Annotated in this window: 28 protein-coding genes; 21 read left to right on the top strand and 7 right to left on the bottom strand. The window is 66.3% G+C overall.

Going from position 1 to position 25,814, the window contains the following annotated elements; all coding sequences use genetic code 11:
* Positions 1-54: 54 nt before the first annotated feature.
* Positions 55-930 (bottom strand): CAF17-like 4Fe-4S cluster assembly/insertion protein YgfZ, encoded by an 876-nt coding sequence (ygfZ, locus tag AC5P65_RS13085; RefSeq protein WP_495215651.1) that lies wholly within the window; start codon positions 928-930, stop codon positions 55-57.
* Positions 931-969: 39 nt separating this feature from the next.
* Between ygfZ and AC5P65_RS13080 the strand changes: the two genes are divergently transcribed.
* The 10 genes from AC5P65_RS13080 (at position 970) to AC5P65_RS13035 (ending at position 8,002) form a co-directional block, all read left to right on the top strand.
* Positions 970-1,140, top strand: coding sequence for a DUF1674 domain-containing protein (locus AC5P65_RS13080; RefSeq protein WP_074901279.1), 171 nt, complete (start codon positions 970-972; stop codon positions 1,138-1,140).
* A gap of 56 nt (positions 1,141-1,196) precedes the next feature.
* On the top strand, positions 1,197-1,589 hold the full coding sequence (gene sdhC, locus AC5P65_RS13075) for a succinate dehydrogenase, cytochrome b556 subunit (protein ID WP_005416132.1): 393 nt from the start codon (positions 1,197-1,199) through the stop codon (positions 1,587-1,589).
* Complete coding sequence (gene sdhD, locus AC5P65_RS13070; RefSeq protein WP_005409077.1) at positions 1,586-1,972, top strand: succinate dehydrogenase, hydrophobic membrane anchor protein; 387 nt, start codon at positions 1,586-1,588, stop codon at positions 1,970-1,972. Before sdhC ends, sdhD begins: the two co-directional genes overlap by 4 nt.
* A 31-nt stretch (positions 1,973-2,003) precedes the next feature.
* Positions 2,004-3,794 carry a succinate dehydrogenase flavoprotein subunit gene (gene sdhA / locus AC5P65_RS13065; RefSeq protein ID WP_014036803.1) on the top strand — a complete coding sequence of 597 codons (1,791 nt, stop codon included), beginning with the start codon at positions 2,004-2,006 and terminating at the stop codon, positions 3,792-3,794.
* Positions 3,795-3,860: 66 nt separating this feature from the next.
* Positions 3,861-4,646, top strand: a complete 786-nt coding sequence (locus AC5P65_RS13060) for a succinate dehydrogenase iron-sulfur subunit (RefSeq protein ID WP_005409079.1) — start codon at positions 3,861-3,863, stop codon at positions 4,644-4,646.
* A 98-nt stretch (positions 4,647-4,744) separates the two neighbouring features.
* Positions 4,745-4,993 carry an FAD assembly factor SdhE gene (locus AC5P65_RS13055; protein WP_019661201.1) on the top strand — a complete coding sequence of 83 codons (249 nt, stop codon included), beginning with the start codon at positions 4,745-4,747 and terminating at the stop codon, positions 4,991-4,993.
* Entirely contained in the window at positions 4,944-5,393 is a 450-nt protein-coding gene (locus tag AC5P65_RS13050; RefSeq protein ID WP_021202023.1) for a hypothetical protein, read from the top strand. Before AC5P65_RS13055 ends, AC5P65_RS13050 begins: the two co-directional genes overlap by 50 nt.
* A 23-nt stretch (positions 5,394-5,416) precedes the next feature.
* Positions 5,417-6,658 (top strand): lipoprotein-releasing ABC transporter permease subunit, encoded by a 1,242-nt coding sequence (locus tag AC5P65_RS13045; protein ID WP_019661203.1) that lies wholly within the window; start codon positions 5,417-5,419, stop codon positions 6,656-6,658.
* The gene (gene lolD, locus AC5P65_RS13040; protein ID WP_019661204.1) at positions 6,651-7,364 is read left to right on the top strand and encodes a lipoprotein-releasing ABC transporter ATP-binding protein LolD; all 714 of its coding nucleotides are present in this window, start codon (positions 6,651-6,653) and stop codon (positions 7,362-7,364) included. Before AC5P65_RS13045 ends, lolD begins: the two co-directional genes overlap by 8 nt.
* 188 nt (positions 7,365-7,552) lie before the next feature.
* Positions 7,553-8,002 carry a DUF6491 family protein gene (locus tag AC5P65_RS13035; protein WP_021202024.1) on the top strand — a complete coding sequence of 150 codons (450 nt, stop codon included), beginning with the start codon at positions 7,553-7,555 and terminating at the stop codon, positions 8,000-8,002.
* A 67-nt stretch (positions 8,003-8,069) separates the two neighbouring features.
* On the opposite strand, the gene AC5P65_RS13030 is transcribed toward AC5P65_RS13035, so the two are convergent.
* The 3 genes from AC5P65_RS13030 to ftsY form a co-directional block, all read right to left on the bottom strand.
* On the bottom strand, positions 8,070-8,339 hold the full coding sequence (locus tag AC5P65_RS13030) for an oxidative damage protection protein (protein ID WP_019661206.1): 270 nt from the start codon (positions 8,337-8,339) through the stop codon (positions 8,070-8,072).
* 5 nt (positions 8,340-8,344) lie between these two features.
* Positions 8,345-9,469 (bottom strand): A/G-specific adenine glycosylase, encoded by a 1,125-nt coding sequence (gene mutY / locus AC5P65_RS13025; RefSeq protein ID WP_495215650.1) that lies wholly within the window; start codon positions 9,467-9,469, stop codon positions 8,345-8,347.
* Positions 9,470-9,563: 94 nt separating this feature from the next.
* Positions 9,564-10,844: a signal recognition particle-docking protein FtsY gene (gene ftsY / locus AC5P65_RS13020; RefSeq protein ID WP_111103658.1), complete on the bottom strand. Its 1,281-nt coding sequence runs from the start codon at positions 10,842-10,844 to the stop codon at positions 9,564-9,566.
* 129 nt (positions 10,845-10,973) lie between these two features.
* Here ftsY and AC5P65_RS13015 point away from each other — a divergent pair, with 129 nt between their 5' ends.
* Positions 10,974-11,273 carry a hypothetical protein gene (locus AC5P65_RS13015; RefSeq protein WP_021203986.1) on the top strand — a complete coding sequence of 100 codons (300 nt, stop codon included), beginning with the start codon at positions 10,974-10,976 and terminating at the stop codon, positions 11,271-11,273.
* A gap of 177 nt (positions 11,274-11,450) precedes the next feature.
* Here the strand turns inward: AC5P65_RS13015 and htpG are convergent, their stop codons facing one another.
* On the bottom strand, positions 11,451-13,343 hold the full coding sequence (gene htpG / locus AC5P65_RS13010; protein ID WP_058980285.1) for a molecular chaperone HtpG: 1,893 nt from the start codon (positions 13,341-13,343) through the stop codon (positions 11,451-11,453).
* A gap of 648 nt (positions 13,344-13,991) precedes the next feature.
* On the opposite strand from htpG, the gene rsmD reads away from it, so the two are divergent.
* The 6 genes from rsmD (at position 13,992) to AC5P65_RS12980 (ending at position 18,806) form a co-directional block, all read left to right on the top strand.
* The gene (gene rsmD, locus AC5P65_RS13005) at positions 13,992-14,570 is read left to right on the top strand and encodes a 16S rRNA (guanine(966)-N(2))-methyltransferase RsmD (protein WP_021203984.1); all 579 of its coding nucleotides are present in this window, start codon (positions 13,992-13,994) and stop codon (positions 14,568-14,570) included.
* A 26-nt stretch (positions 14,571-14,596) separates the two neighbouring features.
* Complete coding sequence (gene coaD / locus AC5P65_RS13000; RefSeq protein ID WP_005416145.1) at positions 14,597-15,106, top strand: pantetheine-phosphate adenylyltransferase; 510 nt, start codon at positions 14,597-14,599, stop codon at positions 15,104-15,106.
* A 60-nt stretch (positions 15,107-15,166) separates the two neighbouring features.
* Entirely contained in the window at positions 15,167-15,658 is a 492-nt protein-coding gene (locus tag AC5P65_RS12995) for a hypothetical protein (RefSeq protein WP_010484374.1), read from the top strand.
* 132 nt (positions 15,659-15,790) lie between these two features.
* Positions 15,791-16,072, top strand: a complete 282-nt coding sequence (locus tag AC5P65_RS12990) for a YfhL family 4Fe-4S dicluster ferredoxin (protein WP_010484376.1) — start codon at positions 15,791-15,793, stop codon at positions 16,070-16,072.
* Entirely contained in the window at positions 16,069-17,799 is a 1,731-nt protein-coding gene (ggt, locus tag AC5P65_RS12985; RefSeq protein WP_207049292.1) for a gamma-glutamyltransferase, read from the top strand. Before AC5P65_RS12990 ends, ggt begins: the two co-directional genes overlap by 4 nt.
* A 119-nt stretch (positions 17,800-17,918) precedes the next feature.
* The gene (locus tag AC5P65_RS12980) at positions 17,919-18,806 is read left to right on the top strand and encodes an MBL fold metallo-hydrolase (protein WP_155029342.1); all 888 of its coding nucleotides are present in this window, start codon (positions 17,919-17,921) and stop codon (positions 18,804-18,806) included.
* A 40-nt stretch (positions 18,807-18,846) separates the two neighbouring features.
* Here AC5P65_RS12980 and AC5P65_RS12975 read toward each other — a convergent pair whose 3' ends face one another.
* Together AC5P65_RS12975 and upp are read right to left on the bottom strand one after the other, a co-directional pair.
* The gene (locus tag AC5P65_RS12975) at positions 18,847-19,140 is read right to left on the bottom strand and encodes a PsiF family protein (protein WP_019661214.1); all 294 of its coding nucleotides are present in this window, start codon (positions 19,138-19,140) and stop codon (positions 18,847-18,849) included.
* 186 nt (positions 19,141-19,326) lie between these two features.
* Positions 19,327-19,959: a uracil phosphoribosyltransferase gene (gene upp / locus AC5P65_RS12970; RefSeq protein WP_005409099.1), complete on the bottom strand. Its 633-nt coding sequence runs from the start codon at positions 19,957-19,959 to the stop codon at positions 19,327-19,329.
* Between the two features lie 218 nt (positions 19,960-20,177).
* Here upp and AC5P65_RS12965 point away from each other — a divergent pair, with 218 nt between their 5' ends.
* Genes AC5P65_RS12965 through AC5P65_RS12950 form a run of 4 tightly spaced genes read left to right on the top strand, consistent with a single transcriptional unit; the run spans position 20,178 to position 25,795 of the window.
* Positions 20,178-22,691, top strand: a complete 2,514-nt coding sequence (locus AC5P65_RS12965) for a TonB-dependent receptor (protein ID WP_495215660.1) — start codon at positions 20,178-20,180, stop codon at positions 22,689-22,691.
* Positions 22,688-23,806: a phytase gene (locus tag AC5P65_RS12960; protein WP_495215649.1), complete on the top strand. Its 1,119-nt coding sequence runs from the start codon at positions 22,688-22,690 to the stop codon at positions 23,804-23,806. The genes AC5P65_RS12965 and AC5P65_RS12960 overlap by 4 nt, the downstream gene beginning before the upstream one ends.
* A gap of 14 nt (positions 23,807-23,820) precedes the next feature.
* Entirely contained in the window at positions 23,821-25,170 is a 1,350-nt protein-coding gene (locus AC5P65_RS12955) for a purple acid phosphatase family protein (protein WP_242015487.1), read from the top strand.
* Between the two features lie 10 nt (positions 25,171-25,180).
* Positions 25,181-25,795: an inorganic diphosphatase gene (locus AC5P65_RS12950; RefSeq protein ID WP_021203979.1), complete on the top strand. Its 615-nt coding sequence runs from the start codon at positions 25,181-25,183 to the stop codon at positions 25,793-25,795.
* The last annotated feature ends 19 nt before the right edge of the window (positions 25,796-25,814 follow it).

The following is a 25,814-nucleotide window of genomic DNA, read 5'->3' as shown; positions in this document are numbered from 1 at the left end:
CCCACCGGGTCGGTCAGTAGATCCACGCCATGCGTGGATGAGGGCGCGTCAGATTCAGCGCGCCAATCCATCCAGCAGCGGCACGCGCTGCGCAATGGCATCACCCACCTGCAGTTCGGCGTCGCCAGCCTCCAGTGGCAGCACCGCCAGCGCCAGCTCGCCGGCCACGCTGGCGATTGTGCCCAGCGTCGCGCCGTCCTGCTGCACGCCATCGCCGGCCTGTGCGGGTGCCGCGGTATGCAGCAGCTGCACCGCGCGCTTGGCCTTGCCGAGGAAATGGGTGCGGGCGACGATTTCCTGGCCGGGGTAGCAGCCCTTCTTCACGCTGTAGCCATTCAGGCGGTCCAGGCCCAGCTGCTGCGGGGTCCACACTTCGCGCTGGCTCTCTTCCAGCCGTGGCAGGCCGTAGCGCAGGTCGGCCTGGCGCCAGGCCAGGGCAAAAGCAGTCTCATCGGCTTCAGAACTGGCGGCGAACGCTTCGGCGCTGCCGATGCGCAGGGTGCGCGGCAGTGCATCGCTGCCCAGGTCCAGCTCCCAACCCTCATCTGCGGCCTGCGCAATCGCCGCGCCGCTGGCGGCCTCGGGCGCGGTGAAGGCGCCGGCCGCTGCCAGATCGCTGCGCACCTGTACCTTCACCTTGCGACGGAACACGAAGCGCTGCAGTTGCGACGCAATCGCATCGGCATCGCCGTCGGCCAGCACCAGCATCACGTGATCGTCGGCCAGCCGGAGCAGCTGGAACACCGCCAGGGTGCGGCCCTTGGCACTCAGCCAGGCACTCCACTGCCAGTGCAACAGGGGCAGGGCGGTGACATCGCTGCTGAACTGGGCGTGGGCGAAGGCGGCCGCATCCGGGCCCTGCAGGCTCAGCAGCTGGTGGCCGGGCAGGCGCGGATATCCGACGAAAGCAGGGGGCAGGTTGTCAGGCACGTGAACGAGGTCTAAAATTTGTGCGTTGCGAGACCGAACATGATAGGCCAAACAACCCCCACTCCCGACGACGAAACTGAAGCCCCGCTGGTCCCTGCGGCACCCGTGCCCGTGGAGCAGGAAAAGGCAGAAGAATTCGGCGGCCGCGGCGGACTTGATCCGGTGCGGTATGGCGATTGGGAGAAAAACGGACGCTGCATCGATTTCTGATCAGCATTGAGCCAACGCGGCCGCGTGCCGCCCAGCCGAGACAACGAGCCCAGCGAATGGCGACCAGACAACGCCCACTTTCCCCGCACCTTCAGGTGTATCGCTGGCAGATTCAGATGGCCACCTCGATCCTGCATCGAGCCACCGGCATCTTTCTGTCTGTTGGTGCCCTCATCATCGCTGCCGGCCTGCTGGCCCTGATGATGGGGCCCGAGTCCTGGAACTGCTTCACCGGCCATGCCGGGGCCTGGTATGGCCGCGTGTTCCTGTTCGCGTGGACATGGTCGTTCGCCTATCACCTGTGCAATGGCATCCGCCACGTGGTGCAGGACTTTGCCATCGGCTTCAGCATCCCGGCCTTCATCCGCAGCAGCTGGCTGTCGGTCATCGGCAGCCTGGTGATCACCCTGCTGGTGTGGGCCTATGTGATGTTCGGAGGTGCCGCGTGAGCAAGTTCCGTACCCCGTTGAAGAACGTGCGCGGCCTGGGCTCGGCCAAGACCGGCACCGAGCACTTCGTGCACCAGCGCCTGACCGCCGCCGCACTGGTGGTGCTGGGCATCTGGTTCCTGGTCTTCGTGCTGGGCCTGCTCGGCTCGGACTACGCGACCGCCGCCGCCGCCGTGGCCAAGCCGTGGAACGCGGTGCCGCTGATCGGCCTGCTGATCGCCATGTTCTGGCACGCGCAGCTCGGCATGCAGGTCGTGCTGGAAGACTACATCCACGAATCGCTGCTGGCCCTGGTGCTGCAGACCGCGGTGAAGTTCGTCGCCGTGCTCGGCATGATCGTCAGTGTGTTTGCGGTGGGCCGCATCGCCCTCGGCGTTGCCTGAGCCCAGGCACCTACACAGGAATCCAGATTAGATGTCCGCTTACAAGATCACCGAACACAAGTACGACATGGTCGTGGTCGGCGCCGGCGGTGCCGGCCTGCGCGCCACGTTCGGCCTGGCCGCCAAGGGCCTGCAGACCGTGTGCCTGACCAAGGTCTTCCCGACCCGTTCGCACACCGTTGCCGCCCAAGGCGGTATTTCGGCCGCGCTCGGCAACATGGGCGAGGACGACTGGCGCTACCACTTCTTCGACACCATCAAGGGGTCGGACTGGCTGGGTGACCAGGACGCCATCGAGTACATGTGCCGTGAGGCCATCCCGGCCATCATCGAACTTGAACACTACGGCGTGCCGTTCTCGCGCACCGCCGAAGGCAAGATCTACCAGCGTCCGTTCGGTGGCATGACCACCAAGTACGGCGAAGGCCCGGCGGCGCAGCGTACCTGCGCGGCGGCCGACCGTACCGGCCACGCGATGCTGCACACCCTGTACCAGCAGTCGCTGAAGCACGATGCGCGCTTCATGATCGAGTACTTCGCGCTCGACCTGATCTTCGACGACGAAGGCGCCTGCCGCGGCGTGCTGGCCCTGGACATGTCCGATGGCACGCTGCACCTGTTCCGCGCCCAGGGCGTGGTGCTGGCCACCGGCGGCTACGGCCGTGCCTACTTCAGCGCCACCTCGGCGCACACCTGCACCGGCGACGGTGGCGGCCTGGCCATGCGTGCCGGCATCGCCATGCAGGACATGGAGTTCGTGCAGTTCCACCCGACCGGCATCTACGGCGCCGGCTGCCTGATCACCGAGGGTGTCCGCGGTGAAGGCGGCATCCTGCGCAACAGCAGCGGCGAGCGCTTCATGGAGCGCTATGCACCGCACTACAAGGATCTGGCCTCGCGCGACGTGGTCAGCCGTTCGATGACCATCGAGATCCGCGAAGGCCGCGGCGTCGGCGAGCACAAGGACCACATCCTGCTCGACCTGACCCATCTCGGCCCGGGCGTGATCGACGAGAAGCTGCCGGGCATCGCCGAGAGCGCCCGCATCTTCGCCGGCGTCGACGTGCACAAGCAGCCGATCCCGGTCATTCCGACCGTGCACTACAACATGGGCGGCATCCCGACCAACTACCACGGTGAAGTGGTGCAGAAGGTCGGCGACAACGACAACGCCGTGGTGCCGGGCCTGTACGCCATCGGCGAAGCGGCCTGCGTCTCCGTGCACGGCGCCAACCGCCTGGGCTCGAACTCGCTGCTCGACCTGGTGGTGTTCGGTCGTGCGGTGGCCAACCGCTGCGCCGAGACCATCAAGCCGGGCGCCGCGCACAAGCCGCTGCCGGCCGATGCCTGCGACAAGGCGCTGGGCCTGCTGGACAAGCTGCGCCACGCCAACGGCGATACCCCGACCTCGGTCATCCGCGACCGCATGCAGCGCACCATGCAGGCCGACGCGGCGGTCTTCCGCACCAGCCAGACGCTGAAGGAAGGCTGCGAGAAGATGGACAAGATCTTCGACTCGTTCCAGGACGTGAAGGTCTCCGACCGCTCGCTGGTCTGGAACTCGGACCTGATCGAGACCTATGAGCTGAACAACCTGCTGCTCAACGCGGTGGCGACGATCAACTCGGCCGAACAGCGCAAGGAAAGCCGTGGTGCGCATGCGCACGAGGACTATCCGGACCGCGACGACGTCAACTGGCAGAAGCACACCCTGGTCAGCGTCGACGAGAAGGGCAAGTGCAGCTTCGACTACCGTCCGGTGCACATGTACACGTTGACCGACGACGTGTCCGTGGTGCCGCCGAAGCCGCGCGTGTACTGATTCGACCCCGCCTACCATGCAATCCGCGCCCACGGGCGCGGGCCGCCTGAGCCAACGAGAGCAGCCATGGCCGAGTTTTCACTCCCCAAGAATTCCAAGATCACGAAGGGCAAGCACTTCCCCGTCAAGAACGGCGGCAAGAATGTGCGCACCTTCAAGATCTACCGCTGGAGTCCGGACGACGACAGCAACCCGCGCACCGATACCTATGAGGTCGATCTGGATGCCTGTGGCCCGATGGTCCTGGACGCCCTGATCAAGATCAAGAACGAGATCGACCCGACCCTGACCTTCCGCCGCTCGTGCCGCGAAGGCATCTGTGGTTCGTGCGCGATGAACATCGACGGCACCAACACCCTGGCCTGCACCCGAGCCATCTCGGACTGCGGCAAGAAGGAAGTGCCGATCTACCCGTTGCCGCACATGAACGTGGTCAAGGATCTGGTTCCGGACCTGACCCACTTCTACGCGCAGTACGCCTCGATCAAGCCGTGGATCCGCACCCAGACCCCGGCACCGCCGGACCGCGAGCGCCTGCAGTCGCCGGAAGACCGCAAGAAGCTGGACGGCCTGTACGAGTGCATCCTGTGCGCCTGCTGCTCGACCAGCTGCCCGAGCTACTGGTGGAACGGCGAGCGTTACCTGGGCCCGGCAATCCTGCTGCAGGCCTACCGCTGGATCATCGACTCGCGCGATGAGGACACCGGTGCGCGCCTGGACGATCTGGAAGATCCGTTCAAGCTGTACCGCTGCCACACCATCATGAACTGCGCCCGCACCTGCCCGAAGGGTCTGAACCCGGCGCTGGCCATCGCCGAGATCAAGAAGCTGATGATGGAACGCCGCGCCTGATCAGGCCTGGCTGTACCCGGTAGAGCCACGCCATGCGTGGCTGCACCACCTCAGTAGAGCCACGCCATGCGTGGCTTTGCTGTATCTGGAGAAGCACGATGGAAGAAGACGTTCTGCTGAAGAAGCTGCGCTGGCGCTGCCGCCGCGGCATGCGTGAGCTGGATCAGCTGTTCGAGCGCTATCTCGACCACGAATGGCGCACTGCGCCGACCGAAGAGCGCGAGGTTTTCCTGTTCCTGCTCGACTGCGAGGACGATAAGTTGTGGCGCTGGTTCATGGGCTACGAGGCCTGTCCGCATGCGCACGCGATCCCCCTCATGCAGAAGATCCTCACCCTCAAGCCTTGAGTGGCGCCCTTCGAGGCTGCAGGCCGCCGCTCAGTTGGCGGTGCTGCTGGCCGCACCCTGGCTGTTGCGCGCCTCGGATCTGCCTGCGCGGCTGCTGATGCCCGCGCTGCTGCTGGCCTGGGGCGTCGGCTTGGCCGAACTGGCCTGGCGCCAGCGCAGGCCACGCGTACAGGTGCTTCTTGCGCCGCTTCCCGAACCACTGCAGGTGGCCGGGCAGGACGTTGATACGCCACGGCTGGTGGTGCGTGGCCCATGGCTGTTGTTGCTGTGGTGTGAGGATCGGCGCCGCCGGCGCCTGCTGTTCTGGCCCGATGTGCTCGATTCCGGGCAGCGACGTGAACTGCGACTGGCCGTGGCCGCACGCGGCGTTTCCCGTCGGCCCCGGTCAATGGCACCATAAGCTGAATTGACTGGCGTGCCTGCATGTTCAAACCCATTCCCGTGGCGATCGGCCTGCGCTACCTGCGTGCCAAGCGCCGCAACGGCTTCATCTCCTTCATCTCGATGGCATCGATCCTGGGCATCGCGCTCGGCGTTACGGTGCTGATCACCACCTTGGCCGTCATGAGCGGTTTCCAGAAGGAAATCCGCAGCCGTCTGCTGCAGATGACCGCGCACACCACCATCAGCCGCGACGGCGAACCGATGCCGGACTGGATGCGGGTGGTCGACGTGGCCAGGAAAGACCCGCGTGTGGCCGGCGCCGCACCGTACATCGAGATCCAGTCGATGATCAGCGGCCCGCGCGTGCAGGGCGCGATCATCCAGGGCATCGATCCGGCGCTGGAGCCGAACGTCTCGGTGATCGACAAGAAGATCACCAAGGGCAGCTATGACAGCCTCAAGCCGGGCAGCTTCAACCTGCTGCTGGGCAAGGAGCTGGCGATCTGGCTGGGCGTGGACGTTGGTGACCAGGTGCTGGTGACCTTTGCCGAAGTGCAGGGCACGCCGGCCGGCGCGGTGCCGCGGATGAAACGCTTCACCGTCAGTGGCCTCTTCGAGGCCGGCTACAACGAGGTCGATCGCGGCGTCGGCTTCGCCAACATGCAGGACCTGGAGCGCGTGCTGCGCAGCGACGGTGCCACCGGCGTGCGCCTGAAACTGCACGACATGGACCGCTCGCTGGAGGTGGGCGTGGATCTTGCGCAGAACCTCGGTGGCGCCTACCGCGTAAGCGACTGGACCCAGCAGAATGCCAACCTCTACCACTCACTGCGCATGGAAAAGGTGGTGATGGGCATCCTGCTGTCGCTGATCATCGCCATGGGTGCGTTCAACCTGGTGTCTTCGCAGGTGATGCTGGTGACCGACAAGCAGGCCGACATCGCCATCCTGCGCACCCTCGGCCTGACCCCGGGTGGCGTGATGCAGGTGTTCATGGTGCAGGGTTCGCTGATCGGCATCTTCGGTACGCTGGCTGGCCTGATCGGCGGCATCACCCTGACCCTCAACCTGGAACGCATCCTCGGCGCCATCGAGAGCGTGTTCAACGTCAAGCTGCTGCCGGAGGATGTGTACTACATCACCGGCCTGCCGACCGACATGCAGACGGGCGACGTGGTGGCGATCACCGTGGTCGCGCTGCTGATGAGCTTCCTGGCCACCCTGTATCCCGCCTGGCGGGCAGCACGCACCCAGCCGGCGGAGGCCCTGCGTTATGAATAAGGTCTTCAACCGCGGCGACGAAGTGATCCGTGCCGAAGCACTGGGCAAGACCTACGCTGAAGGGCGCATGCAGACCCCGGTGTTCGATGGGCTGGACCTGACCGTGACCGCCGGCGAAACGGTGGCGATCATCGGTGCCTCCGGCGCCGGCAAGAGCACGCTGTTGCACCTGCTGGGTGGCCTGGACATTCCCACTGCCGGTGAGGTCTATGTGACCGGCCAGCGCATGTCGGCGCTGTCGGACACCGCGCGCGGCCTGCTGCGCAACCAGGCGCTGGGCTTCGTCTACCAGTTCCATCACCTGCTGCCGGAGTTCACCGCGCTGGAAAACGTGATGATGCCGGTGCTGCTGGCTGGCACCGCGGTGGCCGAAGCGAGCAGCCGCGCCACCATGCTGCTGGAAGCGGTCGGCCTCGGCCATCGCCTGGACCACAAGCCGGGCGAGCTGTCCGGCGGCGAGCGGCAGCGTGCTGCGGTGGCGCGGGCACTGGTCAATCACCCAGCCTGCGTGCTGGGCGACGAGCCTACCGGCAACCTGGATGACCGCACGGCGGCAACGGTGTTCGAGCTGATGCTTGAACTCAACCGCGCGCGCCATACCAGCCTGGTGCTGGTGACCCATGACCGCAGCCTGGCGCGTCGCCTGGACCGGGTGCTGGAACTGCGGGAAGGGCGCCTGCACGCACTGGCCCACGCCGACGTCTGAGGCGCTGGGCCCGCTTTGGTGCAAGCCGACCTGGGTCGGCTGCTCCTTCAGGGCGAGCGCCAAGCAAGGTTGGCGTCTACCGTGGTCCGGCCAGCAGCCGCCGACCGGCGGCTGAATGGGCTGCCGGTCGTCGCGCCAGCGTTGCGAGCCCGGGCGCATGATGGCGACAGTTCCCCGAGGAGATCGCCATGAAGACCCCGATCCTGCTGGCCGGCCTCTGCCTCGCCCTGGTCGCCTGCGCGACCACCGGCCGGCTCAGCAGCGCCGAGAAGCTTGACCTTTACCGCGCCCACGCCGGTGCGCCGCAGAGCGACATGCAGTTCTTCGGCACCCTCAATGGCTGGACCGAACTGGGCGACAGCGCACTGGCGGTCTGGACGCGCCCGAGCGAGGCCTACCTGCTGGAGCTGAGAGGCCCCTGCCAGGACCTGCCGTATGCCACCGCCATCGGCCTGACCAGCCAGATGAATCGTGTTTCGGCGCGCTTCGACAAGGTGCTGGTGCGCGACCCTACCGGTGGCCCGCGCATGCCGTGCTTCATCGACAGCATCCGCAAGCTGGATGTGAAGGCGCTGCGCGCGTCCGAGCAGGAGCTGCGACAGGCGCAGGTGCAGGAGCGCGAGGAATCCGGGAAATGAACGGGTAGCGCCGGGCCATGCCCGGCGGATGCCTGGACGCCGGGCATGGCCCGGCGCTACCGGCAGGTCAGGCTTCCGGAACGAAGCCAGCCGGCTTCTCTGCGTCCTTCTCGAACAGGAACTTGACCAGTTCGCCTTCAAGAAACGCACGATGCTCCGGGGTGCGCGGCGACAGCCGGTTCTCGTTGATCAGCATGGTCTGGTGCGCCAGCCATGCGGCCCAGGCCTGCTTGCCGATGTTGTTGAAGATGCGCTGGCCCAGCTCGCCGGGGTAGGGCACGAAGTCCAGGCCCTCGGCATCGCGTTGTTCGTACTGGCAGAAGACGGTTCGGGGCATGGCACTCACTCGTGGTTGCGGGATTTCTTGGAAGTTCGTTTTGGCGTCCTGATCGTGGCGCCGTCGAGCAGTTTGCGGATCGGCGCTGGCAGGCCCAATGCGGGTAGCTCGTCGTTGGCGACCCAGCGCAGCGTGGGTTCTTCCCCGCGCAGGCCGCGCACCTTCCGTGACAATATCTGCAGGTGCAGCCTGTAGTGGCTGAAGGTGTGCTGCAGCACCGGCAGTTCCTCTGCATCTTCCAGCGAGCCGTCGACATGTGCGTCGAACCAGTCCTGCAGGTCGCTGCCGACCTCCGCCTGCGGCAGCGTCCACAGCTGCGCCCAGATGCCGGTGTCCGGCCGCTTCTGCAGCAGCACGCGCTGCTGGGCGTCACGCAGCAGCAGAGCCACGGCTTCGCGCTCGGGCAGGGTCTTGCTGGGCTTGGGCGTGGGCAGTTCAGCGGTGCGGCCTTCGCGGCGTGCCACGCACGTGTCCTGCAGCGGGCAGATGACGCAGGCGGGCTTGGCCCGGCTGCATACGGACGCGCCCAGGTCCATTTGTGCCTGGGTGTAATCGGCCATGCGACCGGCCGGCACCTTCGCCACGTGTGCCTCGGCGATCGCCCATAGCTGCTTTTCGATGACTGGCAGGCCGGGGAAGCCGTCGATGCCGTGATAGCGGCTGAGCACGCGCTTGACGTTGCCGTCAAGGATCGCGAACGGGTCGTTCCAGGCCTGGCTGAGGATCGCGCCAGCGGTGCTGCGGCCAATGCCGGGCAGGGCATGCAATGCATCGAAATCGCGCGGCAGGTCGCCGCCGTGCAGTTCCACGCAGCGCTTTGCAGCGGCATGCAGGTTACGCGCACGGGCGTAGTAGCCAAGCCCTGCCCACTGCGCCATCACCGCGTCATTGCTGGCGGTGGCGAGGTCGGGCAGGGTCGGGAAGTGCTGCAGGAACCGCAGGAAGTACGGGATGACCGTGGTCACCTGGGTCTGCTGCAGCATGATCTCCGACAACCAGACCCTGTAAGGGCTGCGCGGGTGCTGCCAGGGCAGGTCGTGGCGGCCGTGGTCGTCGAACCAGTGCAGCAGGCGAGCGATGAAGTCGTCTTGCTGGGGGCTCTCGGCGCTGGCGTGCGGCTGGCGGGGCATGGGTGTTCCGGGGAAGGCAGCCACCCGTAGGGTGGCTCTACTGGATTGCGGTTGCGGTGCAGTAGAGCCACGCCATGCGTGGCTGCACGGTGTATCAGGCGCCCAGCGCTTCGGGCAGCAGGGCGTCGACGAAGGCTTCCGGGTCGAACACGCGCAGGTCTTCCGGGCGCTCGCCGATGCCGGCAAAGCGGATCGGGATGCCGAACTCGCGGGCCAGTGCGAACACCACGCCGCCCTTGGCAGTGCCGTCCAGCTTGGTCACCACCAGGCCGGTCACGTTCACCGCAGCATTGAACTGGCGCAGCTGCGACAGCGCGTTCTGGCCGGTGGTGCCATCGATCACCATCAGCACTTCGTGCGGGGCGGTGGGGTCGATCTTGCCGAGCACGCGGCGGATCTTGCCCAGCTCGTTCATCAGGCCGGACTGGGTATGCAGGCGGCCAGCGGTATCGGCGATCAGCACCGAGGTGCCGCGGGCCTTGCCGGCCTGCAGCGCGTCGAACGCCACCGACGCGGCATCGGCGTTCTGCCCCTGCGCGACCACGGCCACGCCATTGCGCTCGCCCCAGGCCTGCAACTGGGCCACGGCGGCGGCGCGGAAGGTGTCACCGGCGGCCAGCATCAGGCTGTGGCCCTCGTCCTTGAAGCGCTTGGCCAGCTTGCCGATGGTGGTGGTCTTGCCGACACCATTGACGCCGACGGTGAGCACCACGAAGGGCTTGGCGTTGCGGTCGATCACCAGCGGCTTGGCGACCGGTTGCAGGATCGCGATCAGCTCGGCGCGCAGCGCGGCCAGCAGCGCATTGGCATCAGCGAACTCGCGCGACTTCATGCGCTTGCGCAGGCCCTCGACCAGATCGGTAGTGGCACCCACGCCGACGTCGGCAGTGATCAGTGCGGTTTCCAGTTCGTCCAGCAGGTCGTCGTCGAGCTTGGGATTGCGCGAGAACAGGCCACCGAAGCTGCGCGCGATGACGCTGTTGCGCAGGCGCTCGCGCCAGCCGGGCTTGCCGGCCGGGGCTGGCGGGGCATCCACCAGAGCTGGCAGGTCGGCGGCCGGGGCGGTTGGTTCCTCGACCGGAATGACCGGAGCCAGAGGGGCCAGCACGGCGGCCGCAGCCAGCACTTCGGCCTGGACGTCCTCCGGCGCGGTGACCGGCTGCGCAGCCGGTACGGCAGGCCATTCGGCGACGGGCGCCGGTTCCGGTACAGGTGCCGGTGCTGCGGCTTCGACTACCGGGATCGTGGCGGCGTCTTCGGCCGGGGCGGCTGACGGGAACGCCGCCGCCAGCTCTTCAGCCGAGTAGTGCTGGGTCTTGGGTGCCTCCGTGGCGGGGGCATCCTGGGGCTTCTTGCGGCGGAAAAAACTGAGCATTGGCAAAAGGCGCTGAAATCAGGGGGATATGCTACCACTCGGGCCTGTCGGGCTGATGTGGACTCAAGGTCGCGGCCCGCCGGCCGTTAACCGGTCCGAAGGGCTGCGCAGCGCGGCCCGGAGACCGCCATGAACGACGTGATGGGAATCGCTCTCGGCGGGATGCGCGCGGCCCACCAGGGCGTGCAGGTGGCCGCGCACAACGTGGCCAACCTGGCGACTCCTGATGCCCGACGCCTGCAACTGCTGCGCAGTGAGGCGGAGCAGGGCGGGGTGCAGGCCGCGATGACCCCTGCCGACGCCGATGCTGGCGCGCCATTGGGGGACCTGCTGGCGGCGAAAGCCGAGGTGGTGGCCTTCGCCGCCAATGCCACGGTGATACGGCGCCAGGACCAGATGCTGGGTTCGCTGCTGGATCGGGAGGTCTGAGCCGCCCGGCTTTGGTGGGTGTCAACCTGGGTTGACACGCTCGCCCCCCTGAGTAGGTGCCAACCTTGGTTGGCACGCTTTTGGGGCGCCAACCAAGGTTGGCCTCTGCTGCAGTGCCAACCAAGGTTGGCACCAACCAGAGCATCGCCGGGCCATGCCCGGCGACCACCGCCTCGATCAGGCCGACAACTCCAGCAGCAGCTTGTTCAGGCGCGCCACATAGGCGCCGGGGTCCTTCAGGCTGTCACCGGCGGCCAGTGCGGCCTGGTCGAACAGTACCCGGCCGAGATCATCGAAGCGTGCGCCGTCGGCTTCTGCATCCAGCTTGGCGATCAGCGGATGGCCCGGATTGATCTCCAGCACCGGCTTGCTGTCCGGCACCTTCTGCCCGCTGGCTTCGAGGATCTGGCGCATCTGCAGGCCCAGGTCCTGCTCGCCGATGGCCAGCACCGCCGGCGAATCGGTCAGGCGGTGCGAGACGCGGACGTCGGCCACGTCATCGCCCAGTACCGTCTTCAGGCGCTCGACCAGGCCCTGCTTGTCCTTGGCCGCCGCTTCCTGTTCCTGCTTGTCCGCTTCGGTTTCCAGCGCGCCCAGGTCGAGGTCGCCGCGGGCGATGTCGACGAAGCCCTTGCCGTCGAAATCGGTCAGGTAGCCCATCAGCCACTCGTCGATGCGGTCGGTCAGCAGCAGCACTTCCACGCCCTTCTTGCGGAACACTTCCAGGTGCGGACTGTTGCGCACCTGGCTGTAGCTCTCGCCGGTGAGGTAGTAGATCTTGTCCTGGCCTTCGCTCATGCGGCCGAGGTAATCGGCCAGCGACACAGTCTGTGCATCGCCGTCGCCACGAGTGGAGGCGAAGCGCAGCAGCCCGGCCACCTTCTCACGATTGTTGTAGTCCTCGGCCGGGCCTTCCTTCAGCACCTGGCCGAATTCCTTCCAGAACGTGGCGTACTGCTCCGGCTTGTCGGTGGCCAGCTTTTCCAGCATGTCCAGCGAACGCTTGGTCAGCGCGGCCTTCATCGAATCGATGACCGGGCCGGACTGCAGGATCTCGCGCGAGACGTTCAGCGAAAGGTCGTTGGAATCGACCACGCCCTTGATGAAGCGCAGGTACAGCGGCAGGAACTGCTCGGCCTGGTCCATCACGAACACGCGCTGCACATACAGCTTCAGGCCCTTGGGCGCATCACGGTGATACAGGTCGAACGGCGCGCGGCCAGGCACGTACAGCAGCGAGGTGTACTCCAGCTTGCCTTCGACCTTGTTGTGGCTCCACGCCAGCGGATCGCTGTGATCGTGTGCAACGTGCTTGTAGAACTCGGTGTACTCGGCGTCGCTGATCTCGGTGCGCGGACGGGTCCACAGCGCGCTGGCACGGTTGACGGTTTCCCATTCGGCCGCGGCGCCTTCTTCGCCACCTTCCTTCGGCATCTGGATCGGCAGGCCGATATGGTCCGAGTACTTCTTGAGGATGCTGCGCAGGCGCCAGCCATCGGCGAAGCCGTGCTCGCCGTCCTTGAGGTGCAGCACGATGCGGGTACCGCGCTCGGCCTTGTCGACGGTGGCCACTTGGAAATCGCCTTCGCCGCGCGAGGTCCAGCGCACGCCTTCGCCTGCGGCCAGGCCGGCGCGGCGCGAGGTCACTTCCACTTCGTCGGCAACGATGAAGGCGCTGTAGAAGCCGACGCCGAACTGGCCGATCAGCTGCGAATCCTTCTTCTGGTCGCCGGACAGCTGGCGCAGGAAGTCGCCGGTGCCGGACTTGGCAATCGTGCCCAGGTGGGCGATGGCTTCGGCGCGGCTCATGCCAATGCCGTTGTCGTCGATGGTGATGGTGTGGGCGGAGGGATCGAAGCTGACGCGCACGCGCAGTTCGCTGTCGCCTTCCAGCAGCGCCGGCTGGGTCAGGGCCTCGAAGCGCAGCTTGTCGGCGGCGTCGGCGGCGTTGGAGACCAGCTCGCGGAGGAAGATTTCCTTGTTGGAGTACAGCGAGTGGATCATCAGCTGCAGCAGCTGCTTGACTTCGGTCTGGAAGCCAAGGGTTTCGGTCTGGATGGTGTCGGTCATCGATAGGGCTCCATGTGCAATGCCGCGCCAGCGCGTGCGGCCTCGCCAAGGGGTATGGCTGATTGTCCCGAAATCAAGGGGTTGGTCGGCCGGGCTGCGCCCGGCACCCGCCCAGTGCAACTGCAACTGCCAAAGCCAGAGCCAGAGCGGCATTCCGTGGGATGGCGGGGCACTGTGGGTTCGCGGGGACGGCGCAAGTACGTCCATGTAGCCTTGGTCGCCGCATCCATGCGGCTCACACCCCGCGAACCCACAGTGCCCCGCCTCTGACAGGTTCACGCGGCTGTTGGTAGGTGTCGACCTTGGTCGACACATCTGTCAGATATCGAAATAAAACTTGGGTCAGATCCGTTTTCCGCAGGAAAACGGATCTGACCCCAAGAGTCGTTCCGACAGCTCGCAGGAAACTGTCGAAGGCGGGGTGGGTCAGGTTGTGGGGGTGTCCGCGGCATGGATGCCGCGGCCAAGCCCCCATGGACGGGTTTACGGCGTCCCCCACAGCCTGACCTACCCCGCCTACCCCCAGGGAACCAGCTTTTGCCGTTGCTCTGGCTGTCGCTTCGGCCTCTGCGGGTGCCGGCCGCGGGCCGGCCGAACTACAATCCCACTCATGCTGAAATTCTTGAATACCTCCCGCCGGGGGCGCCGGTGAGCGGCCGTGGGGGCAATGACGGTCAGGTCCGCATCATCGGCGGGCGCTGGCGCAATACCCGCCTGCCGGTGCCGACCCTGCCAGGGCTTCGGCCCAGCAGCGACCGCGTGCGCGAGACCCTTTTCAACTGGTTGATGCCCAGACTGGGCGGCGCGCGGGTGCTGGACCTGTTCGCCGGCAGTGGCGCGTTGGGCCTGGAGGCGGTCTCGCGCGGCGCTGCTCACGCCACCCTGGTCGAGCGTGATGCTCAGCTGGGGCGCAACCTGGCCGCCGCCGTGACCAGGCTGCAGGCCAGCGACCAGATCACCGTAGTGCAGGCCGATGCCCTGCGCTGGCTGCAAGGGGCGCAGGCGCAGCAGGCCGATCTGGTCTTCATCGACCCGCCGTTCGCCGATGGCCTGTGGCAGGACGTGCTGGCCCAGCTGCCGCGGCACCTGGCCGCCGATGCCTGGCTGTACCTGGAATCGCCGGCCGGCCACGTGCCGGTGCTGCCGCCGGACTGGCTGCTGCACCGCGAGGGCGGCACCCGCGAGGTGCGCTTTGCCCTGTACCGCCGCGCCACTGCTACACTTTGACCTCATCTGAACATCTGCACCCGCCCATGACCGTGGCCAACCGCCGCATTGCCGTGTATCCCGGCACATTCGATCCGATCACCAACGGTCATATCGACCTGGTCAGCCGGGCCGCGCCGCTGTTCGAAAAAGTCGTGGTCGGCGTGGCGCAGAGCCCGTCCAAGGGCCCGGCGCTGCCGCTGGAGCAGCGCGTGCAGCTGGCACGCGGCGCCCTGGCCCATCACGGCAATGTCGAGGTCATCGGCTTCGATACCCTGCTGGCGCATTTCGTACGTTCGGTGCAGGGCGGGGTGCTGCTGCGCGGCCTGCGCGCGGTGTCCGACTTCGAATACGAATTCCAGATGGCCAGCATGAACCGCCACCTGATCCCCGAGGTCGAGACCCTGTTCCTGACCCCGGCCGAGCAGCACAGCTTCATTTCGTCCTCGCTGGTCCGCGAGATCGCCCGCCTGGGTGGCGACGTGTCCGGCTTCGTGCCGGCCGCGGTGCTCGAAGCCCTGCGCAAGGTCCGCGAAGCGAAGGCGGCACAGTCGTAAGCCCCGCTGTACCCGCACCCCATTACGTACACCACCACGCACCATTCCGGGAGGAAACCCATGAACACCACCATGCGCGCGATGCTGATCGCTTCGTTGGCCCTGGCCTTCACCGCCTGCAAGAAGGAAGAGGCCGCTCCTGTCGACGAGGCCAAGCAGGCCCTGGTCGCGCCGTCCAAGGATGACGATGCCGGCTGGAAGAAGTACCTGCAGGAAGTGGCCATCCAGAACATGGGCAACATCAGCAACAGCCCGTTCCTGTACTACCTCTCGCCGGAATCGGACCCGGACTTCCAGGCCAAGTACGAGCGCCAGACCGAGAGCGCGACCCAGGCGGTGGCCCGTGGCGTGCAGCCGGGCAACATGCTGGCCTTCGGTTCGTCGGCCTCGGGCAAGATGGCTGACATGATCCAGGCTGTGTTCAAGGACGTGGCGCCGGATTCGATGAAGGGCGTGCGCGTCGTCTTCATCGGCCAGTCGGCCGACAACGCCCGCGTGCAGGCGGCGGTCCAGCCGACCGGCGCCGAGTACATTTTCGTCGAAGCCAAGTAATACCGAGCCATGGCGGCCATGCTCCGGCATGGCCCGGGCGGCACCCCGCAAGGGTGCCGCTGATGACCTGACCGGCCCGCGCGCCCGCGCTGGCCGGTCCTTTGTCCCAAGGCGCGGGCGAGGAGTATCGCCATGTCGCTGAAAATCAACGAGCTCTGCGTCAACTGCGACGTCTGCGAGCCGGCCTGCCCGAACCAGGCCATTTCGATGGGTGAAACCATCTACGTGATCGACCCTGCGCGCTGTACCGAATGCGTCGGTCATTTTGACGAGCCACAGTGCGTGGTCGTCTGCCCGGTCGAGTGCATCGACCCGGACCCGGAGATCGTGGAAACGGAAGACCAGCTGCTGGCCAAGCTGCGCCAGCTGCAGCACGATCACCCCGAACTCTACGCGGAGCCCCCATCCGAATGAAGACGCTGATCGTCCGCCCCCTGTTGCTGCTCGGCCTGCTGCTGAGCCCGATTGCCTGGGCCGGCAGCCCGGTCCGTGCCGAGCGCCCTGATGGCGCCGCCATTGCCAGCGGCCATGCGCTGGCCACCCAGGCCGGTATCGACATCCTGGCCCAGGGCGGCAACGCCTTCGACGCAGCAGTGGCGGTGTCGTCCACGCTGGCGGTGGTCGAGCCGATCAGTTCCGGTCTGGGCGGTGGCGGCTTCTTCCTGCTGCACGATGCGGCCACCGGAAAGGACGTGATGCTGGACGCGCGCGAGACCGCGCCGGCCGCCGCGACCCCGCAGGCCTTCCTCGACAAGCAGGGCAACCTGGACCGTGACCGCTCGGTCAACGGCGCCTGGTCGGCCGGCATCCCGGGCCTGCCTGCAGCGCTGGTCGAACTGTCGGCCAAGCACGGCAGGCTGCCGTTGTCGGCCTCGCTGCAGCCGGCCATCCGCATCGCGCGCGAAGGCTTCCCGGTGTACGAGCGCATGGCCAAGGGCTACGCCTCGCGCCGTGAAGTGATGGAGCGCTATCCCGGCACGCGCGAGGTCTACCTGCGCAACGGCACGCCGATCGCTACCGGAGACCTGTTCAAGCAGCCGGAACTGGCGCAGACGCTGGAGCGGCTGGCTGCGGGTGGCTTCGATGGCTTCTACAAGGGCCAGACCGGAAAGCTGTTGCTGGCCGGCGTGAAGCAGGCTGGCGGCAACTGGACCGCTGAAGAGCTGGCCGGTTATCGCGTGAAGCAGCGCGAACCGATCGTGTTCAACTACAACGGCTGGAAGATCACCACCGCGCCGCCGCCGTCATCCGGTGGCATCGCGCTGGCCAGCATGCTGCAGATCCTGGAAGGCTGGGACATCAGGAAGATGGACCCGGCGCACCGCACCCACCTGGTGGTGGAATCGATGCGCCGTGCCTACCGCGACCGTACCTTCTTCCTCGGCGATCCGGACTTCGTGCAGATCCCGCAGAAGGTGCTGACCAGCAAGGACTACGCGCAGGGCCTGCGCGCGACCATCCATCCGGAGAAGGCCACGCCCAGCGACCTGCTGTCGGGCAACCCGACGCCACTGGAAGATGACGAGACCACGCACTTCTCGATCATCGACCGTGACGGCAACCGCGTCGGCGCCACCCAGACCGTCAACCTGCTGTACGGCTCGGGCCTGATTCCGAAGGGCACCGGCGTGCTGCTGAACAACGAGATGGACGACTTCGCGCTGAAACCAGGCACGCCCAATGCATTCGGCGTGATGGGCTACGAGGCCAATGCGCCGAAGCCGGGCAAGCGCATGCTCAGCTCGATGACGCCGACCTTCATGGAAAACAGCGACAAGGTGATCGTGCTGGGCACCCCGGGTGGCAGCCGCATCATCACCATGGTGCTGCTGGGCATCCTCGGCTACGACGCCGGCCTGGACGCGCAGCAGGTTGCTGCGCTGCCGCGCTATCACCACCAGTGGCTGCCGGACCTGATCGAAGCTGAGGACGATGCACTCGACGCGGCGACGGTGAAGCAGCTGCAGGCGATGGGCCACAAGATCGACCTGCCGGGCAATGTCGCCGCAGGCGGCCGCGGTTCCAGCCACGTGTGGGGCAACCTGCAGACCGTGGAATGGGACCGCAAGGCGAACCGACTGTTCGGCGGCAGCGACCCGCGCAATCCGGTGGGCAGTGCCCAGGTCGTGCCGGCCCATTGACGTGGGAGTGCCGGCCACTGGCCGGCACCTCGGCGGATATCGAAACCCCGTCTTCGCCGGCGGGGTTTTCCGTTTGCTTTCTAGCGATTATTTAACGGTCCGGCGCCGATAATCGACACATGAAACTCTGGTCTATTCGTGGAAACTCGCAACGCCTTGATGGCGGCGCGATGTTCGGCAACGCGCCGCGCGCGTTGTGGGAAAAATGGGCGGCACCGGACGAGCTCAATCGCATCGAGCTGGCCTGCCGTGCGCTGCTTGCCAGTCCGCTGGAAGGCAAGACCGTGCTGTTTGAAACCGGTATCGGGGCGTTCTTCGATCCGCGCATGCGCGAGCGCTACGGCGTGCAGGAAAGCCAGCACGTGCTGATCGATTCACTGCGCGAAGCAGGTTTCGAGCACGAGGACATCGACGTGGTGGTGCTCAGCCACCTGCATTTCGATCATGCCGGTGGTCTGCTTGCCGCATGGAGCGAAGGGCGCGAGCCCGAGCTGCTGTTCCCCAACGCAACCTATGTGGTCGGTGCGCAGCACTGGCAGCGCGCCGTGCAGCCACACCCGCGCGATCGGGCCAGTTTCATTCCTGAGCTGCCCGGCCTGCTGCAGGCCAGTGGCCGCCTGGAAGTGGTGGAGGGGGAGTACTCGAAGGCACTTGGCCGCAGCGTGCGCTTCAGCTACAGCGACGGGCATACGCCGGGGCTGATGCTGGCCGAGATCGTTGGTCATCCGCATGCCGGTGAAGATGCGCACGGTGGCGTGGTGTTCTGTGCCGACCTGATCCCGGGGCGCTCATGGGTACACGTGCCGATCACCATGGGCTACGACCGCAACGCCGAGCTGCTGATCGACGAGAAGCGGCAGTTCCTTGAAGACAAGCTGGCGCGCAACGTGCGGCTGTTCTTCACCCACGACCCGCAGGTGGCGCTGGCGCAGCTGGGCCGTGATGACAAGGGACGTTTCGTGACCCTGCACGAACAGGGCGAGCTGAAGGCGCGCGCCCTGGGTTAACGGCAGAGCCGAGCGTGGGCTCGGCTCTACATCACTCTCGTTACGACGCCTTCAGGCAGCTGCTCATGAAGGTCTTGCGCGCATCGCCTGCCAGCTTCTTCGCACCCGCGTCGGCATTGCACTTGCGCATGCGTTCCTGCTGTGGATTGACCGCCTTGGTTTCGGCGGCGTGGCCGCTGAGGCAGGAACTCTGCGCGGTCTTGTAGGCATCACCCTTCAGCCCCTTGTTCTTGGCCGAACATTCGGCCATGCGCTGCTGCTGCGGGGTGGTGGCGTTGGCAGCGAGGGGCAGGCCAACCAGCAGGACGGCGGCCAGCAGGAAAGCGGCTTTCATCGGAATGCTCCAAGCGGTGGCGGGTGCGCGGAGCATTCGCTTCCGACCGGTAAGGCCACGTGAAGAACCACGCGTCGGCCACGCCCGCGTCCACGGGCGTTCACGTGCCGCGGCGAAGCGCGCCCGCGAGTGGTTGGCGGGTCAGAGCCCTCTCCTGCGGAGAGGGATCCGACCCGTTCACCGGGATTACCCGACGCGGGTTCCGAAGATGCGGTCGCCGGCGTCACCCAGGCCCGGCAGGATGTAGCCCTTGTCGTTGAGCTGGGCATCGATGGCCGCGGTGTAGATCTCCACGTCCGGATGCACGGCCTTGACTGCTTCGATGCCTTCCGGCGCGGCCACCAGGAAGATGCCCTTGATGCGACGGGCGCCGGCGCGCTTGAGCATGTCGATGGTGGCGATCAGCGTGCCGCCGGTGGCCAGCATCGGGTCGAGGATCAGTGCGTCGCGCTCTTCCAGGCGGCCGGTCAGGCGCTCGAAGTAGGGCACCGGCTGCAAGGTTTCCTCATCGCGCTGCAGGCCCACCACGCTGACACGGGCGGCCGGGATCAGCGACAGCACGCCGCTGAGCATGCCCAGGCCGGCACGCAGGATCGGCACCACGGTGATCTTGGCGCCGGCAATGCGCTGAACCGTCACCGGGCCGGCCCAGCCGGGCAGGGTGTGCGGCTCGGTGTCCAGGTCGGCGGTGGCCTCGTAGGCCAGCAGGGTACCCAGCTCATTGGCCAGTTCGCGGAAATCCTTGGTGCTGAGCGCGGCATTGCGCATCAGGCCGATCTTGTGCTGCACCAGCGGGTGGCGCACTTCGACGATCTTCATGGTCGGGAAGGGGGAAAGGAGAGAGAGGAGGCCATTTTGCCGGATTGGCGTGTCGAATCCCAAACCGGCCCCGGAGCGGCGTGACCGGAAATGTGCAGGTGCATGTCATGGCCATGCAACCTTGCGGACATATCGTGCAGACCCATTCTTAACAGGAATGGGGATTCCCAGTGCATATCAAGACTCCGTTGGCCGTTGCCATCACCCTGACCCTGGCAATGGGGGCCGCCGCACCGCTGCAGGCGGCCGGGCAGCAGGCGGTAGCCGCCACCGGCGCCGTGGCCGCCGACGCGGTCGACCTGGACCGCATCGAAGTACGCGCCCAGCTCGAGTCGCAGATCCGCGCAGTCGACCTCAAGCGCAGCAGCGACGCCATCGAGGATGCAGTGTCCTCCGACGCACTGGGCCAATACCCGGACAAGAACGTGGCCGAGTCGCTGCAGCGCCTGCCGGGCATCAGCGTGACCCGCGACCAGGGCGAGGGCCGCTTCGTGGTCATCCGCGGCCTGGATGCCAATCTCAACAGCGTCAGCGTGGATGGCATCGCCGTCGGCACGCCGGAAGATTCCAGCCGCGCCGCGCCACTGGACGTTATCCCGTCCGACTCCACCGAGCGCCTGCGCGTGGTCAAGTCGCCGACCCCGGACATGCCCGGCGACGCCATCGGTGGCGCAGTGCTGGTGGAATCGGCCTCGGCCTTTGACCGCGACGGTCGCAGCCTGCGTGGCAAGATCGAAGGCAGCCACCAGCAGTTGTCCGGCGAGACCAGCCCCAAGGCCGCCTTCAACTACAGCGAAGTGTTCAACGACACCTTCGGCGTGGCCCTGGGCGTGAACTACCAGAAGCGGAAGTTCGAGTCGGACAACACCGAAGTGGAGTACGACGGCGAGGATGACGCCGCACCTAGCGACGTCACCGCGATCAACCTGCAGCACCGCAAGTACGAGATCGAGCGCAAGCGCATCGGCGCCAACCTCAACCTCGACTGGCGGCCGAACGAAAACAGCAAGTACTACCTGCGCACGCTGTACAGTCAGTTCGATGATGCGGAGACCCGTCAGCGCGTGATCTTCAACTTCGATGACGGGAAGATGGTCAAGACCGGCACCGACCAGTACCGCCTGGACGGCATGCCGAAGGATTCCATCGACAAGCGCATGCGCTATCGCACCAAGAAGGAAAACACCTTCGCGGCCAGCCTGGGCGGCGAGAACAAGTTGACCAATGCCGTGGTCGATTACCGGATCGGCTACACCCGTACCGAAGAGCGGGTAAATGACGAGATGGAGGCGCGCTTCAAGCTCAACGGAAAGGCCTTCAACGGCACGCTGGACCAGCGCAGCCGCCTGCCCAGCTACAGCTTCGACAATCCGCAGTGGCTGGACAATGCCAACTACGCGTTCGATCGTTTCGTGATCTCGCCGAAGCAGGTGAATGACAAGGAACACAGCGCGCAGGTCAACGTGCGCTTCGACGGCGGCAGCAGCAGCATCAAGTTCGGCCTGCTGGGCCGCTGGCGCGACCGCGACGTGAATGTGGACGAGCGCGAACTGCGTGTCGGCCCGAAGGTGGCGCTGTCGAGCTGGACCACCACCTCGCCGGAACACCGCCACGGCGATATCGGTGACGGCATGGATTCGCCCGCGATGCGTGCCTATTGGGCGGCCAACGGCGGCCAGTACAGCGCACGCCCGCAGGACGCCGGTGGCAATGCGATGACGTCGCTGGAAGAGGATTACGTGGCAAGCGAGGACATCTTCGCCAGCTATGCCATGGGTACCTGGGACGTGGGCGCACTGCGCATCATCGGCGGTATTCGCGTGGAAAACACGCAGTTCAAGGCGATCGGCAACCAGGTGGACGTCGCTGCCAACGGCCGCAGCTTCACCGTCACCCCGCGCGTGGCCAACAGCAGCTACACCAACGTGCTGCCGGGCCTGCACCTGCGCTATGACGCGGCTGATGACTGGGTGCTGCGCGCCTCGGCCAACAAGACCGTATCGCGCCCGTCCTTCGGCGACGTCTCGCCGCGCGTGGGTTACAGCCGTGGTGACGAGGAAGTGCGCCTGGGTAACCCGGACCTGGATCCGTACGAGTCGAAGAACATCGACCTCTCGGTGGAGAAGTACATCGGCAGCAGTGGCATCGTTTCGCTGGGCCTGTTCCATAAATCGATCGACGGTTACATCGTGGAGACCGTGCGCACCAATGATCCGGCCTACGGCGGATACGACGTGACCCAACCGATCAATGGCCGCAAGGCCACCGTGCGTGGTGCCGAATTCAATTGGCAGCAGCAGCTGGCCTTCCTGCCGGAGGGCCTGGATGGCCTGCTGGTCGGCGCCAGTGGCACCTGGCTGGATACCGAGTTCGATGCCGGCATCAAGGACCGTGCGGGCGAGGACTTCACGCTGCCGCGCGCTTCCAAGCATGTCTACAGCGCACACATCGGCTATGAAAAGTATGGTGTAAGCACGCGCCTGGCGGCCGTGTACCGCAGCGAGTATCTGGACAGCATCGGCAAGGGCCGCGCGTTCGACATCTACGTGGCACCCAACACCCAGCTCGATTTCTCGCTTGACTACAAATTCACCGCGCGCGTGAGCGTGTACTTCGAAGCGCAGAACCTGCTGGACAAGCCATTGGAGCTTTACCAGGGCACCCGTTCGCGCACCCTGCAGATGGAAGAGTACGGCCGCACCTATGCGCTGGGCCTGAAGGTGGCGCTGTGAGGGGGCGTGGCTTCACCGTCCTGGCCGCCGCGCTGGCAGCCGCGCTGGTCGCCGGCTGCACGCCGGCCACCGGCACCGATCCGGTTGCGGGAGTAGCCGCGCCGGCCGCCGGGGGCGAGCGCAAGGTTGCCACCATCGCCGAAGCGTTCCTGTCACCGATGACCCCGGCCGACAACATCGACTCGCCGGCGGCCTGGCGCGCGCCGGACGGCGTACTGTGGCTGATCGCCACCGCCAAGGCCACCGACAAGCTGGTGGTTTACGACGGCAGCACCGGGCAGCACCTGCGTGACGTCGGCAGCAGCGGCACCGCACCGGGGCAGTTCGACCGCCCAAACGGTATCGCGGTGATCGACGACCTGCTGTGGATCGTGGAGCGCGACAATCACCGTGTGCAGGTGCTGAGCCTGCCGGACTTCACGCCGCTGGCGACGTTCGCTGCCGACGACCTGCGCAAGCCGTACGGGCTGTGGGTCGACCGCCGTGCCGATGGCTACAGCGTCTACGTCACCGACTCCTGGGACAACGGCGAGGATGCGCAGGGGCGTGACATCCTGCCGCCGCTGGCCGAGCTGGACAAGCGCGTGCGCCAGTACCACGTGTCCCGCAATGGCGCGAAGGTCGACGCGAAGCTTGTCGCCAGTATCGGTGACACCACCGAGGCCGGTGCGCTGCGCGTGGTCGAGTCGATCTGGGGCGATCCCGAGAACGACCGCCTGCTGATCGCCGAAGAGGACGAGAGCTACGCCAGCGAGTTCAAGGTCTACACCCTGGCGGGCCGCTTCACCGGCACCACCTTCGGCCGCGACGTGTTCAAGGCACAGGCCGAAGGCGTGACCCTGCGCACCTGTGGCAAGGACGGCTGGTGGATCACCACCGAACAGGGCAAGCAGCGCAGCGTGTTCCACCTGTTCGACCGGCACACGCTGAAACCGGTCGGCGCGTTCCAGGGCAATACCGTGGCCAACACCGATGGCATCTGGATGATGCAGCAGCCCAGCGCGCGCTTCCCGCATGGTGCGCTGTACGCCGTGCACGACGACCAGGGCGTGGTGGCCTTCGACTGGGAGAGCATCGCCAAGCAGCTGGCGCTACCCCTGGAGTGTGGTGCATGAGCCGGCACTGCGTGATGCCTACGTTGGCACTGGGCCTGCTGCTGGCCCTCCCGTCGCTGTCGTTCGCAGCAGCCGAAGCCAATACCCAGGTGCCGGCGGGCAGCCGCCACTACGCGGCGACGACGGTACCTGACCGCATCGTCGCCTCCCCGTCGGCCGATCCCAGCCATGGGTTCGCCGTGGCCTGGCGTACCGACGGCAGCGTGCAGGCACCGCTGCTGGAGATTGCCCCCGCCTGGGATTCGCCCGCCATCGAGGGCATCCGCCAGATACACGCGACGACCCGCGCGCTGCAGACCGAGAACGGGCTGTCACACCACCATCGAGCAGATATCGATGGCCTGCAGCCGGATACCCTGTACGTCTACCGCGTGCAGGGCAACGGCAGCTGGAGCGCCTGGAACCAGCTGCGTACGCTGGCCGCCGCCGACCAGCCGCTGACCCTGCTGTACTTTGGCGACACCCAGAACAAGAACGTCAGCCACGTCAGCCGGGTGGTGCGCGCCGCGCAGAAGGCCGCACCCGAGGCGCGCATGAGCCTGTTCGCTGGCGATCTGGTCAGTGGAGGTGATGGTGCCGATGACAGCGAGTGGGGTGAGTGGTTCGCTGCGACCAGTTGGCTGGCGCAGGAGACCCTGGTGGCGCCGGCGATCGGCAACCACGAGTATTTCGAGGAGTTCGAGGACACTCCGCAGGAACGCCGCGTGCTGGGCAGGCACTGGCCGCTGACGTTCGCACTGCCGGGAAATGGTGCCACCGCTGCACAGCAGACCAGCTATTGGTTCGACGCGCAGAGCGTGCGCGTGGCCGTGGTCGATGGCACGTCAGCACTCGACCTGGGCACCGCCACGGCACAGGCACAATGGCTGGACAAGGTGCTGACCGGAAATCCCCAGCCGTGGACCATCGTGCTGCTGCACCAGCCGTTCTATTCGCCGCGCGAAGGCCGCGAGAACGCCGCATTGCGTGACGTGCTGCTGCCGGTGGTGCGCCGCCACAATGTTGACCTGGTGTTGCAGGGCCACGATCACACCTACGGCCGCCGTGGCGAAGGGCAGGCCGCAACCCCGCAGTACGTGGTGACCGTGGCCGGGCCCAAGCAGTACCGTCTCTCCGACGAGGCACGAAAGACGATGGATCCGGTGGCCGAGGACACCCAGCTGTTCCAGGTGTTGAACATCGATCCGCAGCGCCTGCGCTATGAGGCGCGTACCGTGACCGGTCGTCTCTACGATGCCTTCGAGTTGCGCCGCGATGCCAAGGGGGGCAAGCAGCGCACGGAGCTGACCGAAGGCCGCATTACGCCACGCGACTGCCCGCGCGCACAGACGGCCAAGGGTCGTACCGACCGCTGCTGGGAATGAGGAGATGCCGATGACCACACACCGCCGTATCGTTCCTCTCGCTGCCATCGGTGCGGCACTGCTGTTGCTGGCCAGTGCAGTGACCGCTGCCGATACCGTGCTGCACCCGTTCCTGGCCGACCAGCCGAAGCAGGCCCCGGATGAAGTTCACCTGGCGGTGGAGATTCCTGCCGGCAGCTTCACCAAGTACGAGATCAAGGAAGACGGCCTGGTGCATGTGGATCGCTTCCAGTCGATGCCGGTCGCCTATCCGGCCAACTACGGTTCGATGCCGCGCACGCTGGCTGGCGACAACGATCCGCTGGACGCGCTGGTGCTGACCCGTGAACCCCTGCATCCGGGCGTGATCGTGCGCTTCCGGCCGATCGGTTACCTGAAGATGATCGATGGCGGCGAGCACGACGAAAAGATCATCGGCGTACCGACCGACAAGGTCGACCCGACCTACGCCACGATCCGCGATCTGAAGGATCTGCCGGAGGTCGAGCGCCAGCGCATCGAGGCCTTCTTCCGGGTCTACAAGGACCTGCCGGCCGGGCGCAACCCGGTGCAGCTCAACGGTTGGGGCAACGCCGCCGAGGCGCGGGCGCTGATCAGCGAAGCGATGAAGCGCTTCGAAAAGTAGATCCACGCCATGCGTGGAT

This window comes from Stenotrophomonas sp. YJH_SMC_48-3, from assembly GCF_059369375.1.
Note: the sequence above shows the minus strand (reverse complement) of the source record. Positions and strands in the feature narration are given on the sequence as shown.

Excerpts from the sequence above, each read along its gene's own strand:
- upp (WP_005409099.1), bottom strand. The coding sequence starts at position 19,959 with ATGAAGATCGTCGAAGTGCGCCACCCGCTGGTGCAGCACAAGATCGGC.
- AC5P65_RS12950 (WP_021203979.1), top strand. The coding sequence starts at position 25,181 with ATGACCACACACCGCCGTATCGTTCCTCTCGCTGCCATCGGTGCGGCA.
- sdhC (WP_005416132.1), top strand. The coding sequence starts at position 1,197 with ATGGCGACCAGACAACGCCCACTTTCCCCGCACCTTCAGGTGTATCGC.
- AC5P65_RS12995 (WP_010484374.1), top strand. The coding sequence starts at position 15,167 with ATGAACACCACCATGCGCGCGATGCTGATCGCTTCGTTGGCCCTGGCC.
- AC5P65_RS13035 (WP_021202024.1), top strand. The coding sequence starts at position 7,553 with ATGAAGACCCCGATCCTGCTGGCCGGCCTCTGCCTCGCCCTGGTCGCC.
- sdhA (WP_014036803.1), top strand. The coding sequence starts at position 2,004 with ATGTCCGCTTACAAGATCACCGAACACAAGTACGACATGGTCGTGGTC.
- AC5P65_RS12975 (WP_019661214.1), bottom strand. The coding sequence starts at position 19,140 with ATGAAAGCCGCTTTCCTGCTGGCCGCCGTCCTGCTGGTTGGCCTGCCC.
- AC5P65_RS13080 (WP_074901279.1), top strand. The coding sequence starts at position 970 with ATGATAGGCCAAACAACCCCCACTCCCGACGACGAAACTGAAGCCCCG.
- htpG (WP_058980285.1), bottom strand. The coding sequence starts at position 13,343 with ATGACCGACACCATCCAGACCGAAACCCTTGGCTTCCAGACCGAAGTC.
- AC5P65_RS13060 (WP_005409079.1), top strand. The coding sequence starts at position 3,861 with ATGGCCGAGTTTTCACTCCCCAAGAATTCCAAGATCACGAAGGGCAAG.
- AC5P65_RS12955 (WP_242015487.1), top strand. The coding sequence starts at position 23,821 with ATGCCTACGTTGGCACTGGGCCTGCTGCTGGCCCTCCCGTCGCTGTCG.
- AC5P65_RS12980 (WP_155029342.1), top strand. The coding sequence starts at position 17,919 with ATGAAACTCTGGTCTATTCGTGGAAACTCGCAACGCCTTGATGGCGGC.
- AC5P65_RS13045 (WP_019661203.1), top strand. The coding sequence starts at position 5,417 with ATGTTCAAACCCATTCCCGTGGCGATCGGCCTGCGCTACCTGCGTGCC.
- ftsY (WP_111103658.1), bottom strand. The coding sequence starts at position 10,844 with ATGCTCAGTTTTTTCCGCCGCAAGAAGCCCCAGGATGCCCCCGCCACG.
- AC5P65_RS13015 (WP_021203986.1), top strand. The coding sequence starts at position 10,974 with ATGAACGACGTGATGGGAATCGCTCTCGGCGGGATGCGCGCGGCCCAC.
- AC5P65_RS13050 (WP_021202023.1), top strand. The coding sequence starts at position 4,944 with ATGCGCACGCGATCCCCCTCATGCAGAAGATCCTCACCCTCAAGCCTT.
- AC5P65_RS12965 (WP_495215660.1), top strand. The coding sequence starts at position 20,178 with ATGGGGGCCGCCGCACCGCTGCAGGCGGCCGGGCAGCAGGCGGTAGCC.
- AC5P65_RS13055 (WP_019661201.1), top strand. The coding sequence starts at position 4,745 with ATGGAAGAAGACGTTCTGCTGAAGAAGCTGCGCTGGCGCTGCCGCCGC.
- AC5P65_RS12990 (WP_010484376.1), top strand. The coding sequence starts at position 15,791 with ATGTCGCTGAAAATCAACGAGCTCTGCGTCAACTGCGACGTCTGCGAG.
- lolD (WP_019661204.1), top strand. The coding sequence starts at position 6,651 with ATGAATAAGGTCTTCAACCGCGGCGACGAAGTGATCCGTGCCGAAGCA.
- ggt (WP_207049292.1), top strand. The coding sequence starts at position 16,069 with ATGAAGACGCTGATCGTCCGCCCCCTGTTGCTGCTCGGCCTGCTGCTG.
- mutY (WP_495215650.1), bottom strand. The coding sequence starts at position 9,469 with ATGCCCCGCCAGCCGCACGCCAGCGCCGAGAGCCCCCAGCAAGACGAC.
- coaD (WP_005416145.1), top strand. The coding sequence starts at position 14,597 with ATGACCGTGGCCAACCGCCGCATTGCCGTGTATCCCGGCACATTCGAT.
- AC5P65_RS13030 (WP_019661206.1), bottom strand. The coding sequence starts at position 8,339 with ATGCCCCGAACCGTCTTCTGCCAGTACGAACAACGCGATGCCGAGGGC.